This is a genomic window from Streptomyces sp. NPDC005483, assembly GCF_040606035.1.
Classification (GTDB): Bacteria; Actinomycetota; Actinomycetes; order Streptomycetales; family Streptomycetaceae; genus Streptomyces.
On the sequence record NZ_JBEXEA010000009.1, the window covers coordinates 73,177 to 84,998 of the forward strand.

16 protein-coding genes are annotated in these 11,822 nt (G+C 71.8%); 14 read left to right on the forward strand and 2 right to left on the reverse strand.

Annotated elements, in window-relative coordinates; all coding sequences use genetic code 11:
- Window positions 1-19 precede the first annotated feature (19 nt).
- Window positions 20-307, reverse strand: coding sequence for a hypothetical protein (locus ABZT06_RS18890; RefSeq protein ID WP_355741588.1), 288 nt, complete (start codon window positions 305-307; stop codon window positions 20-22).
- Between the two features lie 505 nt (window positions 308-812).
- Between ABZT06_RS18890 and ABZT06_RS18895 the strand changes: the two genes are divergently transcribed.
- The 8 genes from ABZT06_RS18895 to ABZT06_RS18930 all read left to right on the forward strand — a co-directional run bounded on the left by ABZT06_RS18895 (window position 813) and on the right by ABZT06_RS18930 (window position 7,303).
- Window positions 813-941, forward strand: coding sequence for a hypothetical protein (locus ABZT06_RS18895; protein ID WP_355741590.1), 129 nt, complete (start codon window positions 813-815; stop codon window positions 939-941).
- Window positions 942-956: 15 nt separating this feature from the next.
- On the forward strand, window positions 957-1,148 hold the full coding sequence (locus ABZT06_RS18900) for a hypothetical protein (protein ID WP_355741592.1): 192 nt from the start codon (window positions 957-959) through the stop codon (window positions 1,146-1,148).
- A gap of 71 nt (window positions 1,149-1,219) precedes the next feature.
- Window positions 1,220-2,653, forward strand: coding sequence for an NAD(P)H-hydrate dehydratase (locus ABZT06_RS18905; protein ID WP_355741594.1), 1,434 nt, complete (start codon window positions 1,220-1,222; stop codon window positions 2,651-2,653).
- A gap of 716 nt (window positions 2,654-3,369) precedes the next feature.
- Window positions 3,370-3,885 carry a M23 family metallopeptidase gene (locus tag ABZT06_RS18910; protein ID WP_355741596.1) on the forward strand — a complete coding sequence of 172 codons (516 nt, stop codon included), beginning with the start codon at window positions 3,370-3,372 and terminating at the stop codon, window positions 3,883-3,885.
- Between the two features lie 104 nt (window positions 3,886-3,989).
- Complete coding sequence (alr, locus tag ABZT06_RS18915; protein ID WP_355741598.1) at window positions 3,990-5,159, forward strand: alanine racemase; 1,170 nt, start codon at window positions 3,990-3,992, stop codon at window positions 5,157-5,159.
- 83 nt (window positions 5,160-5,242) lie between these two features.
- Window positions 5,243-6,496 (forward strand): alpha/beta hydrolase, encoded by a 1,254-nt coding sequence (locus ABZT06_RS18920; protein ID WP_355741600.1) that lies wholly within the window; start codon window positions 5,243-5,245, stop codon window positions 6,494-6,496.
- The gene (tsaE, locus tag ABZT06_RS18925; protein WP_355741602.1) at window positions 6,468-6,974 is read left to right on the forward strand and encodes a tRNA (adenosine(37)-N6)-threonylcarbamoyltransferase complex ATPase subunit type 1 TsaE; all 507 of its coding nucleotides are present in this window, start codon (window positions 6,468-6,470) and stop codon (window positions 6,972-6,974) included. Before ABZT06_RS18920 ends, tsaE begins: the two co-directional genes overlap by 29 nt.
- Before the next feature lie 155 nt (window positions 6,975-7,129).
- Window positions 7,130-7,303, forward strand: coding sequence for a hypothetical protein (locus tag ABZT06_RS18930; protein ID WP_355741604.1), 174 nt, complete (start codon window positions 7,130-7,132; stop codon window positions 7,301-7,303).
- Between the two features lie 5 nt (window positions 7,304-7,308).
- On the opposite strand, the gene ABZT06_RS18935 is transcribed toward ABZT06_RS18930, so the two are convergent.
- A complete protein-coding gene (locus ABZT06_RS18935) occupies window positions 7,309-7,851 on the reverse strand; it encodes a hypothetical protein (protein WP_355741605.1) in 543 nt (180 codons plus the stop codon).
- 141 nt (window positions 7,852-7,992) lie between these two features.
- On the opposite strand from ABZT06_RS18935, the gene tsaB reads away from it, so the two are divergent.
- The 6 genes from tsaB to ABZT06_RS18965 all read left to right on the forward strand — a co-directional run bounded on the left by tsaB (window position 7,993) and on the right by ABZT06_RS18965 (window position 11,822).
- Entirely contained in the window at window positions 7,993-8,649 is a 657-nt protein-coding gene (gene tsaB, locus ABZT06_RS18940; RefSeq protein WP_355741607.1) for a tRNA (adenosine(37)-N6)-threonylcarbamoyltransferase complex dimerization subunit type 1 TsaB, read from the forward strand.
- Window positions 8,646-9,200, forward strand: a complete 555-nt coding sequence (gene rimI, locus ABZT06_RS18945) for a ribosomal protein S18-alanine N-acetyltransferase (protein WP_355741609.1) — start codon at window positions 8,646-8,648, stop codon at window positions 9,198-9,200. The genes tsaB and rimI overlap by 4 nt, the downstream gene beginning before the upstream one ends.
- Window positions 9,193-10,278: a tRNA (adenosine(37)-N6)-threonylcarbamoyltransferase complex transferase subunit TsaD gene (gene tsaD, locus ABZT06_RS18950; RefSeq protein WP_355741611.1), complete on the forward strand. Its 1,086-nt coding sequence runs from the start codon at window positions 9,193-9,195 to the stop codon at window positions 10,276-10,278. The genes rimI and tsaD overlap by 8 nt, the downstream gene beginning before the upstream one ends.
- The gene (locus ABZT06_RS18955; RefSeq protein WP_355741613.1) at window positions 10,275-10,532 is read left to right on the forward strand and encodes a hypothetical protein; all 258 of its coding nucleotides are present in this window, start codon (window positions 10,275-10,277) and stop codon (window positions 10,530-10,532) included. The genes tsaD and ABZT06_RS18955 overlap by 4 nt, the downstream gene beginning before the upstream one ends.
- 235 nt (window positions 10,533-10,767) lie before the next feature.
- Window positions 10,768-11,523: a hypothetical protein gene (locus ABZT06_RS18960; protein WP_355741615.1), complete on the forward strand. Its 756-nt coding sequence runs from the start codon at window positions 10,768-10,770 to the stop codon at window positions 11,521-11,523.
- Window positions 11,524-11,540: 17 nt separating this feature from the next.
- Window positions 11,541-11,822 (forward strand): hypothetical protein, encoded by a 282-nt coding sequence (locus ABZT06_RS18965; RefSeq protein ID WP_355741616.1) that lies wholly within the window; start codon window positions 11,541-11,543, stop codon window positions 11,820-11,822.

Sequence of the window (11,822 nt, forward strand, 5' to 3'; positions counted from 1 at the left end):
CGACGCCCCGCGTCGGCTCTCAGGCGGCCTGGTCCCAGTCCGTGCGGACGTCCTGTTCGCTCAGGGGGTCGCGGCGCCCGCCGCCGGTCGACTTCTCGCGAGCGCGCAGGGCGGCCCAGGCGGCGGCCGACGCGCAGGTGAGGTACCAGGGCAGCGGCCAGAGGGTGTGCCACCAGCCGGTGTGCGGCGAGGCGGTGATGTCGACGGCGGCCGTGGCCATGGCGGTGGCCAGGCTCCAGCACAGCAGGCGTCCGGCCCGGCGGACAGCCAGGGTGAGGGATCCGACGGGTCTGTCCGGGTCGGTCATCGCGGGAACGTCCTCCACGGGATGGGCGACGGCCGCGGATGCGGCTGCGCTCGCCGAAACGCCCTCAGTGTGCGGTTTGTGGAGCGTTCCGCACAGGGTTGAGACGGGGCGGCCGTGACGTCTGAGACGCCCTCAGGTCCGGGCATATGCCCACAAGTGCGTGATGGTGCCTGGTGAGCGCTTACGTGTCCAGTAGGGAACGGGAATGAATCTGGCCGAAAGTGATCGTCTCGGGCCCCATTTTCCTGCCCGGTCTGGCCGAGAATGCGCTTTCGGACAACCTTGCGGACCTCTGTCGGCCGGAACTGATCGTTCCTCACCTCTGCGTGGACCGACGGGGTGCTTTCGTCCTGGTATTTCCCCACGAAGAGGTGGGTCTGATTCCGGCCCGTATGCAAAGTGCCTTCAGGGGCATGGCGGGCCAACTCGTCTGCGATCCCGGGCACCCGGCATGTACTCCGGCCCTGCCGACCACACCTTCTGACACGCCACGGGGAGACCGTCCATGCCTGCGTTCATCAGCCTCGCCAACGACCGGCCGGACGGCCCCTCGTGGTCTCCTTACCTGGCTATCGGCCTGTTCATCGCGGCCGCGATCTTCGTCGGCATCATGTATGCCAAACGTCGTCGCTGAGTGGGGAGAGCCGACATGAACGTCGTCGTGGGTGTCCTCATCGCTCTCTTCGGGCTGATCATCGCGTTCATGGGCCCGCGTATGGCGACCACGCTCGGTGGCCGGTCCAACGGGCGGTTCGGAGCGTCCAACGCGCTTGCTTTCCGCCTGATCGGGACGGTCCTGGCCGTCCTCGGGCTGCTCTATGCCACAGGCGTGGTGGGCTGACACTGCCGGGCATGGCGGTCCTCAGCGGCAGGGCTGCTCCCTGAGCCGGTTGCGCCTGCAAGACTCGACCCATGCGTACTGCGTACAACGTGGAGACCGTCAGGGCCGCCGAGCGGGAGCTCATGGCACGGCTGCCGGAGGGCGCGCTGATGCAACGGGCGGCCGCCGGGCTCGCCGCCGCCTGCGCGGATCTGCTGGGGCGGGTGTACGGCCGCCGGGTCGTGCTGCTCGTCGGCAGCGGGGACAACGGCGGCGACGCCCTGTACGCCGGGGCCCGCCTCGCGCGCCGGGGCGCCGGGGTCACCGCCGTGCTGCTCGCACCCGAACGCGCCCACTCCGCGGGGCTGTCCGCACTGCGGCGGGCCGGAGGGCGGGCCGTGGGGGCCGACGGCGCCGAGCGGCTCATCGAGCAGGCCGACCTCCTCCTCGACGGGATCGTCGGCATCGGCGGAAAGGGCGGGCTGCGGCCCGACGCCGCCCGGCTGGCCGAGGTCGCCGACCGTGCCCGCGCCGCCGTGGTCGCCGTGGACCTGCCGAGCGGGGTCGACGCCGACACCGGGGAGGTGCGCGGCGCGGCCGTGCGGGCCGACCTGACCGTCACGTTCGGGACGCACAAGCCGGGACTGCTGATCGATCCCGCGCGGGAGTACGCCGGGTCGGTGCGGCTCGTCGACATCGGGCTCGCCCTCCCGCAGGAGGCCGAGCTGGAGGCCCTCCAACACGCCGACGTACGGCGGCTGTTGCCCGTGCCCGGCGGTGAGAGCGACAAGTACCGGCGAGGCGTCGTCGGGATCGCCGCCGGGTCCGCGCGGTATCCGGGAGCCGCCGTGCTCGCCGTGTACGGGGCGCTGCGGGGCGGCGCCGGGGCCGTGCGGTACGTCGGGCCCGCCGCGGACGCCGTGATCGCCCGCTTCCCCGAGACGCTCGTCTCCGACCGGGGGCCCAAGCACGCCGGGCGGGTGCAGGCGTGGGTCGTCGGACCGGGGGCCGGTGACGACGCGTCGGCCGTCGCGGAGGTGCTGGCGTCGGACGTGCCGGTGCTCATCGACGCGGACGGGCTGCGGCTCGCCGACCGGGACGCCGTACGCGCGCGTACCGCGGCCACCCTCATGACCCCGCACGCCGGGGAGGCCGCCGCGCTCCTCGGGGTGCCGCGTGAGGAGGTCGAGGGGGCCCGGCTGGCCTCCGCGCGGGAACTCGCCGGGCGTTATGACGCGACCGTGCTGCTCAAGGGGTCGACCACGCTGGTCGCCGACGCCGGCGGCGGGGCCGTACGCGTGAACCCGACCGGGACGGCATGGCTGGCCACAGCAGGCAGCGGGGACGTCCTGTCCGGTCTCGCGGGGTCCCTGCTCGCGTCCGGGCTGAGCGCTCTGGACGCCGGCAGCGTGGGCGCGTATCTGCACGGCCTGGCCGCTCGGTTCGCGGCGGACGGGGCGCCGGTGGGGGCGCACGACGTGGCGGAGGCGGTGCCGGTGGCCTGGAGGGACGTGACGGACGCGTGACGCGATGGCCAGGCGGTGGGGGAACGCGCGACCACGGTCCGCCGGACGGACGCCGACAGCGCGGGGCGCGTATCTGCGCGGCCTGGCCGGTCGGTTCGCGGCGGACGGGGCGCAGGACGTGACGGACGCGTGACGCACGGCAGGAACGCATGATGGCCGGACAGCGGGAGAACGCGCGACCACGGTCCGCCGGACGGACGCCAGCAGCGTGGGCGCGTATCTGCACGGCCTGGCCGGTCGGTTCGCGGCGGACGGGGCGCCGGTGGGGGCGCACGACGTGGCGGAGGCGGTGCCGGTGGCCTGGAGGGACGTGACGGACGCGTGACGCGATGGCCAGGCGGTGGGGGAACGCGCGACCACGGTCCGGCGGACGGACGCGGGCAGTGTGGGCGCGTATCTGCACGGCCTGGCCGGTCGGTTCGCGGCGGACGGGGCGCAGGACGTGGCGGACGCGTGACGCACGGCAGGAACGCATGATGGCCAGTCAGCGGGAGAACGCGCCAGCACGGGTCCGGCAAACGGACGACCGGCCGCGAACTACTACCTGATGGGACCAATACCGGTCGGCCGAATATGCGGAGCCGAAAGGGCGATGTTTCGCTGGCCGCATGGATGAGCCAAATATACGCGGCACCACCCGGCGTGAATTGCTGGGAGGAGCGGCAGTCGTTCTGGGGAGTCCCGTTCTCGGTTTCCGAGGGGACCACCCGGAACCCTTGGAGGAAGAGCCCGGCGGTAACTGCGGCAGCGACTACGACGATGAATACGAGGAGCTGCTGGCGGCCGCCGAGGATGTCGAGGTCAGCGACCGCTCCCTCGCACCGGCCAAGTGGAGTCGCCCCATCCGAAAGCGGGTCAGGGTGACGATGCGGTACGGAGTGCGGGGGAACTGGCTGGCCGGATACCACACCGGAGTGGATCTTGCTGTGCCCACCGGAACCCCGGTTTACGCGGTCAGTACTGGCGTCGTCGTCCTGGCCAGCTGGTCGGGGTCGTACGGAAAGGCCGTGACGCTCAAGCTGAGCGACTCCCGGTACGTCGTCTACGGCCATCTCTCGCGCATCTCGGTCGCGCGCGGCGCCAAGGTCAAGGCCGGCACCCGGCTCGGGAGCAGCGGCGCCACCGGGCGCGCCACCGGCCCGCACCTGCACTTCGAGGTGCGCGCCCGGCGCCCGTACGGCTCCGACATCGACCCGGTGAAGTACCTGGCCCGGCACGGTCTGATCCTCTGAAACACCCGCGCACGCGCGCGTGGGTGCGTCCTGGGTGCGTCCTGGGTGCGTTCCGGGACGTGCTCATCGGCGGTGTCAGTCGCCTCTGAGACACTGGGGGCGCCATGAACGAGACAGCAACCGCCCCGACCGCACCGCTGCGCGCCCGCGCCGAGATCGACCTGGCCGCGCTGCGGGCCAATGTGCGGACCCTGCGCGCCCGCGCGTCGGGTGCCGCCCTCATGGCCGTGGTCAAGTCCGACGCGTACGGCCACGGCGCGGTGCCCTGTGCCCGCGCCGCGGTCGAGGCGGGGGCGCGATGGCTCGGGACCGCCACGCCGGAGGAGGCTCTGGCGCTGCGGAAGGCGGGGCTGCCGGGGCGGATCATGTGCTGGCTGTGGACGCCCGGCGGCCCCTGGCGGGAGGCGATCGAGGCCGACCTCGACGTGTCCGTCAGCGGGATGTGGGCGCTGCGGGAGCTCGTCGCGGCGGCCCGCGAGGCCGGCGTCCCCGCGCGCGTGCAGCTCAAGGCCGATACCGGCCTCGGGCGGGGCGGCTGCCAGCCCGGCGAGGACTGGGCCGAGCTGGTCGCCGAGGCCCTGCGCGCGGAGGCCGAAGGACTTCTGCGCGTCACCGGGCTCTGGTCGCACTTCGCCTGCGCCGACGAGCCCGGGCACCCCTCCATCACCGCCCAGCTCACCCTCTTCCGGGAGATGCTGGCCTACGCCGAGGGCCAGGGCGTGCGCCCCGAGGTGCGGCACATCGCCAACTCGCCCGCCACGCTCACCCTTCCGGAGAGCCACTTCGATCTCGTCCGCACCGGCATCGCGACCTACGGCATCTCGCCCAGCCCCGAGATCGGTGACCCCGCCGACTTCGGACTGCGCCCGGTGATGACGCTGTCGGCGTCGCTCGCGCTGGTCAAGCGCGTTCCGGGCGGCCATGGCGTCAGTTACGGCCATCACTACGTCACCCCCGGCGAAACCACCCTCGGCCTGGTGCCCGTCGGCTACGCGGACGGCATCCCGCGCCACGCCTCCGGTGCCGGACCGGTGCTGGTCGACGGCAAGTGGCGCACGGTCGCCGGGCGGATCGCGATGGACCAGTTCGTCGTGGACCTCGGCGGCGACGAGCCGCCCACCGGCACCCGGGCCGTGCTCTTCGGGCCCGGCGACGCGGGCGAACCCACCGCCGAGGACTGGGCGCAGGCCGCGGGCACCATCGCGTACGAAATCGTGACCCGCATCGGAACGCGCGTTCCCCGCGTCTACGTGAATGAGGAACAAGCGGGGTAACCGCACAGTGCGCGTCAGTACAGCGAGTCCCGCGACACCGGTATCACCAGACTGTCACCCGACCCAGCGAACAGGAGCGGTACGTGAGCGAGAGCAGTGCGGAGGCCGTCGTAGAGGCCGCCGCCTCGGTGGCCCTCGCCTCCGCGACGGGGGCGGGCGCCGGCTGGCGCCGGGCGACCGGGATCGCCGGCGCCGCGATAGGCGTGATCGCCGCGGGTGCCGCGGCGGGGGTGGCCGTGGAGCGCCTCACCGTCGGACGCGGGATGCGGCAGCGGGCGAGGCTCGCCCTCGACTCGACCGGGCCGTACGGCTCCCTGCGTGGCACTCCGGGCAAGGCGTACGCCGACGACGGCACCGAGCTGTACTACGAGGTCGACGACGTCGACCCGGAGGCCGCGCCCGCCCTGTCACCGCGCCGGCGCCGGCTGTTCGGGCGCAAGGCCCCGGCTCCCGTCACCGTCGTCTTCAGCCACGGCTACTGCCTCAGCCAGGACTCCTGGCACTTCCAGCGCGCGGCCCTGCGGGGTGTCGTACGGACCGTGCACTGGGACCAGCGCAGCCACGGGCGGTCCGGGCGGGGCATGCGGCAGGTGCGGGACGGGGTGCCGGTCGACATCGATCAGCTCGGGCAGGACCTGAAGGCCGTCATCGACGCGGCCGTGCCGGAGGGGCCGATCGTGCTCGTCGGACACTCCATGGGCGGGATGACCGTCATGGCACTCGCCGACCAGTGCCCCGAACTGATCCGCGACCGGGTGGTCGCGGTGGCCCTGGTCGGCACGTCGTCCGGACGCCTCGGCGAGGTCAACTTCGGGCTGCCCGTCGCGGGCGTCAACGCCGTACGGCGGGTGCTCCCGGGCGTACTCAAGGCGCTGGGGCAGCGGGCCGACCTGGTGGAGAAGGGGCGCCGGGCCACCGCCGACCTGTTCGCCGGGATCATCAAGCGGTACTCCTTCGCGTCCCGGGACGTCGATCCTGCCGTCGTCCGGTTCGCCGAGCGGATGATCGAGGGCACCCCGATCGACGTGGTCGCCGAGTACTACCCGGCGTTCGACAACCACGACAAGACCGCCGCCCTCGCCCACTTCGCGGACCTGCCGGTGCTCGTGCTGGCCGGCGTGGGCGACATGGTGACGCCCAGCGAGCACAGCGAGGCGATCGCCTCCCTGCTGCCGGAGGCGGAGCTGGTGCTGGTCCCGGACGCCGGGCACCTCGTCATGCTGGAACACCCGGAAGTGGTCACCGACCGCCTGGCCGACCTCCTCACCCGCGCGGGGGCGGTCCCCGCAGGGGCTACCGTTGGCGGTTATGGAAGCAGTACCGCGCAACCCGGTTGAGACCGAGCTGACCGTCACCTCCCCCGAGCAGATGTGCGAGCTGGGTCTGAAGCTCGCCAAGCTGCTGCGCGCCGGGGACCTCGTGATGCTCAGCGGCGAGCTCGGCGCGGGCAAGACGACGCTGACCCGTGGACTCGGTGAGGGCCTCGGGGTGCGAGGGGCCGTCACCTCGCCGACCTTCGTGATCGCCCGGGTGCATCCCTCCCTGGGGGACGGGCCGCCGCTCGTCCACGTGGACGCGTACCGCCTGGGCGGCGGACTCGACGAGATGGAGGACCTCGATCTCGACGTCTCGCTGCCCGACTCGGTGATCGTCGTGGAGTGGGGCGAGGGCAAGGTCGAGGAACTGACCGACGACCGGCTCCAGGTGCAGATCCACCGCGCGGTCGGTGACACCACCGATGAGGTGCGGCACGTGACGCTGACGCCGGTCGGCGAGCGCTGGGCCGCGGCCGACCTCGGCGTCCTCACGGCCTGAGAACGCCTCGCGGCTTCCCGCGGACTTTTACTGTGAACGTTCCGACAAACGGTCGGCAAGATATTGCACTGGACGTCTTGTGCGTGGTCACATGGTACCCAGCTCGTAGTTAGGTGTACCTAACCACGCCCGCCCCCGAACTTCAGGAGGCGTCCATGTCGGCCACCGAGAACCGGCCCCAGCCGCAGCCGTACGCGATCGTCGGCGGCGTGTCCATGCGTGACCTGCTGGCGTCCTGCGCGGCGGCGGAGGCCGTCTCCACACCGCCGCGGCTGCCCGATCCGGGGACGGCGCGGGCCGCTGCCGCCGAGCGTCCGAAAGCGGCCTGACCCGCTCAGTGGATCACCGCGACCTTCGCGCCGATCGTCGCGAAGGCCCACATCGCGTCGCCGTCCTCGCGGGACTCCCGGATGCCGCCCGTCGGCACGGTGGTGGCTGGAGCACCAGCCTTCCGCACGGCCGCGCTGAAGCCGATCGCCACACCGTCGATGCTGGTGAAGCGGACCACGTGCTCGATGGGGATGCCGTCGGTGCCGGTCACGGAGTTCGAGCGGGAGGTGACCACGTAGACGCCGGGGGCGGGATCGATGGTGCCGGGGGCGACCTCGAAGGTGCGGGTGACCGTGTTGCCGGCGCTGACCAGCCAGACGCGGTTGTCGTCCAGGGAGTACACGACGCGTGCGCCGGCGCCGGAGCCCGGCGGCAGGGGGGCGGGGTTGCGCTCGTCGCGCGAGACCTCCGAAGTGACGGCCGCGGCGGTGCCGCCGGTGTGTGCCCTGGTGGGGACCGTCGCGGAGGCCTGGTAGGCGAGGAAGCCGACGGTCGCGACGGCCGCCGTGGTGAGGGCGGTCACAAAAGCCGCGTTGCTGATTGCCACCGGTCACCTCTCGAGTATTTGGTCCTGATTTGTGGCGACCGTAGCAGGTCGTCGAGCCGGTGCCGTGCCGTCGTGGCTGGTCGCGAGCGCCTGTATCGGCCTGCGGCAACTCAGGCCCTCCCGGAGCCGTAGGCTGTTTGCGTGCTCTTGCTCGCTCTGGATACCGCCACCCCCGCCGTGACCGTCGCCCTGCATGACGGGCGGGACGTCGTCGCCTCGTTCAGTCAGGTGGACGCCCGCCGGCACGGGGAGCTGTTGTTGCCGGCCGTCGACCGGGTGCTCGCGGACGCGGGGGTGAAGCTGGACGCGGTCACCGGGATCGTCGTGGGAATCGGACCCGGGCCCTACACCGGGCTGCGCGTCGGGCTCATGACCGCCGACACCTTCGGGCTCGCGCTCGGCGTCCCCGTGCACGGGATGTGCACCCTGGACGGACTCGCCTACGCGGCCGCCCTCGAGGAGGGCCCCTTCGTCGTGGCGACCGACGCGCGGCGCAAGGAGGTCTACTGGGCCACCTACTCCGACCCGCGCACCCGGCTCGGCGATCCCGCGGTCGACCGCCCCGCCGACATCGCCGAGCGGGTCGGGGGACTGCCCGCCGTGGGCGCCGGTGCGCTGCTCTACCCCGACACCTTCCCCGACGCCCGCGAGCCCGAACACGTCCAGGCCGCCGCGCTCGCCGCCCTCGCCGCCGAGCGGATCGAGGCCGGGGAGGAACTGCCCGCCCCGCGGCCGCTGTATCTGCGGCGGCCCGACGCACAGGTGCCCAAGAACTACAAGGTGGTCACCCCCAAGTGACCACACCCGTGATTCCCGTACTGCGTGAGATGCGCTGGTGGGACATCGACCCCGTCCTGGAGCTGGAGAAGGACCTCTTCCCGGAGGACGCCTGGTCCCGGGGCATGTTCTGGTCCGAACTCGCGCACTCCCGGGGGCCCGAGGCCACCCGGCGGTACGTGGTGGCCGAGGCGGGCGAGCGGATCGTGGGGTATGCCGGGCTCGCCTCCGCCGGTACTGCATCCGACAGCGACTCCGCCGCGGGGGCCGACGTCCAGACGATCGCCGTCGCCCGCGACCACTGGGGCACCGGACTCGGGGCGACGCTGCTGACCGAGCTGCTGCGGGCCGCCACCGCCTTCGAGTGCGCCGAGGTGATGCTGGAGTGCCGGATCGACAACATCCGCGCCCAGAAGCTCTACGAGCGCTTCGGCTTCGAGGCCATCGGCTTCCGGCGCGGCTACTACCAGCCGGGCAACGTGGACGCCCTGGTCATGCGACTGACCACAGCATCCGACAGCGGCTCCGCCGCAGGACCGACATCCGACCGAGGAACCGAGATCAATGGCTGACGAACCGCTTGTCCTGGGCATCGAGACCTCCTGTGACGAGACCGGCGTCGGCATCGTCCGGGGGACCACCCTGCTGGCCGACGCCATCGCGTCCAGCGTCGACGAGCACGCCCGGTTCGGCGGCGTGGTGCCGGAGGTGGCCAGCAGGGCGCACCTGGAGGCGATGGTGCCGACCATCGAGCGCGCCCTGAAGGAGGCCGGCGTCTCCGCGAAGGACCTCGACGGCATCGCCGTCACCGCCGGCCCCGGCCTCGCCGGTGCCCTCCTTGTCGGGGTCTCCGCCGCGAAGGCGTACGCCTACGCCCTCGGCAAGCCCCTCTACGGCGTCAACCACCTCGCCTCCCACATCTGCGTCGACCAGCTGGAGCACGGGGCGCTGCCCGAGCCGACGATGGCGCTGCTGGTGTCCGGCGGGCACTCCTCCCTGCTGCTGTCCTCGGACATCACCTCCGACGTCCGTCCGATGGGCGCGACCATCGACGACGCGGCCGGCGAGGCCTTCGACAAGATCGCCCGGGTGCTGAACCTCGGCTTCCCCGGCGGTCCGGTCATCGACCGGTACGCGCGCGAGGGCGACCCGTCGGCGATCGCGTTCCCGCGCGGACTGACCGGGCCGCGCGACCCGGCGTACGACTTCTCCTTCTCCGGTCTGAAGACGTCGGTCGCCCGCTGGATCGAGGCCAAGCGGGCCGCGGGGGAGGAGGTGCCGGTGCGCGATGTGGCCGCGTCCTTCCAGGAGGCGGTGGTGGACGTGCTGACCCGCAAGGCCGTGCGGGCCTGCAAGGACGAGGGCGTCGACCACCTCATGATCGGCGGCGGTGTGGCCGCCAACTCCCGGCTGCGGGTCCTGGCCCAGGAGCGCTGCGAGGCGGCCGGTATCCGGCTCCGGGTGCCCCGGCCCAAGTTGTGCACCGACAACGGCGCCATGGTCGCGGCGCTGGGCGCGGAGATGGTCGCGCGGAACCGGCCCGCGTCCAGCTGGGACCTGTCCGCCGACTCCTCCCTGCCGGTGACCGACCCGCACGTGCCGGGCCACGACCACGTGCACGAGGTCAGCAAGGAGAACCTGTACTCGTGACGGTCGCGTTGATGTGGGAGGCGCGGGCGGTCGAGGGCCGGGGGCGTGAACTGCTGACCTGGGCGCGCGCGCAGACACTGCCCGCGCGCCCCCTGCGCCGTGAGACCTTCCACGGCTCGCACGACCGCGTCCTCGTCATCACGTGGTGGGATGCGGAGTTGGACGCCGAGCTCCCCGAACTCCCGGAGCCTGAAGGGGAGTTGGTGACCCGGATGGTGCACCGGTGGCGGTTCGAGTCGATGGGGTCCGACTGATTTCACCCGAAATCCCATGACATGCATGGCATATGACCTATGCCTATCTGTTCCGTTACATGTCTCGCTTGTGTAAAACTCAATAGCTTCACCTGCCCTTCACACCTTTCGGACCGCTACATTCCTCTCCTTCGGTATGCGCCTTCTGGCCGCTCCGTCCCATGACGGACCGACATGTCCGACGGCCGGCGCACACCATCGGGGGAAGGGCTGGGGACCCATGCAGGTGAGTGACGTGGCGGTCGACGCTGTCCGCATCCTGGCGCAGCACATCGCATCGGCGACGGCAGGCGCCGGCGAGGTCGTACAGGGGGTGGCGACCCGGCTGCTGGGCGATCTGGTCGCGCAGCGCCTGCGGAGCAGGGGCAACGAGCGTGAGTGGCAGGACTTCACCCGCGACCCGCGCAACAACTCCCTCGTCGAGTACCTGCTTAGACAGGCCGTCGAGGAGGACGAGGACTTCCGGCTCGCGCTGGCCGACGCGGTGCGCGGAGCGAAGTCCGAGCGGCCGGCCGGCACCAGCGTGAGGTCGATCAGCATCGGCCGGGACGGCGACGCGCAGATCGGCGACCGAGGTGACACCTACGGCGACCACAACCGTGTGGTCAGCGGCGGCGGTTCGTTCTACGAGGGTGACGTCACCCAGCACCGGGACGGCGACACCTACGAGGGTGACGTCACCCACCACAGTCCGGTCGGACGCTATGTGGTGATCGCCCTCGTCGTCCTGGCGCTGATCCTCATCGTGTTCAAGGCGGTTCCGGCCGTCCTGGGCGACGGCGGCGACGGCCTCTCCGCCTCCTCGACCTGCCAGGAGTTCCTGAAGACGGACCAGGGGACCGAGGCGCAGGCCCTGGTCGACATCGCCACGTCCAAGGGGCTCGGCGGCTTCGGCAGCCCGCTCGCGCTGCCCGCCATCCGCTACGAGTGCAGCTTCCATCCGACCGAGTCACTGGGCTCGGTGATCGAGCAGTACAAGGGTCAGTTCTGACAATGGGGGGATCGATCATGCATTGGGGTGTCCACGAAGTCTTCTCCGTGATCTCGGGGATCATTCTGCTGGTGTGCGGGCTGCTGCTGCCCAACGTCACCGTGAAGGACAGGGCCTGGTCGGTGATCGGCGGTGCATTCCTGCTGGTCTACGGCATCTATGTGGCCAAGCAGACCACCGGTACGTACGTCTTCCCGGTCGGCGTCTTCATCATCCCGGTGGGCGCGGTGATCTATCTGCTCGCCGCCGCCTTCGGCGTGACGGAGTCCGGGGCCGCCCGCGTCGGCGACGACGAGTGA

Bases quoted from the DNA above. Each gene is read 5' to 3' on its own strand.
- ABZT06_RS18905 (WP_355741594.1), top strand. From the start codon at position 1,220: ATGCGTACTGCGTACAACGTGGAGACCGTCAGGGCCGCCGAGCGGGAG.
- ABZT06_RS18965 (WP_355741616.1), top strand. From the start codon at position 11,541: ATGCATTGGGGTGTCCACGAAGTCTTCTCCGTGATCTCGGGGATCATT.
- tsaE (WP_355741602.1), top strand. From the start codon at position 6,468: ATGGAAGCAGTACCGCGCAACCCGGTTGAGACCGAGCTGACCGTCACC.
- ABZT06_RS18895 (WP_355741590.1), top strand. From the start codon at position 813: ATGCCTGCGTTCATCAGCCTCGCCAACGACCGGCCGGACGGCCCCTCG.
- tsaD (WP_355741611.1), top strand. From the start codon at position 9,193: ATGGCTGACGAACCGCTTGTCCTGGGCATCGAGACCTCCTGTGACGAG.
- ABZT06_RS18900 (WP_355741592.1), top strand. From the start codon at position 957: ATGAACGTCGTCGTGGGTGTCCTCATCGCTCTCTTCGGGCTGATCATC.
- ABZT06_RS18930 (WP_355741604.1), top strand. From the start codon at position 7,130: ATGTCGGCCACCGAGAACCGGCCCCAGCCGCAGCCGTACGCGATCGTC.
- ABZT06_RS18890 (WP_355741588.1), bottom strand. From the start codon at position 307: ATGACCGACCCGGACAGACCCGTCGGATCCCTCACCCTGGCTGTCCGC.
- alr (WP_355741598.1), top strand. From the start codon at position 3,990: ATGAACGAGACAGCAACCGCCCCGACCGCACCGCTGCGCGCCCGCGCC.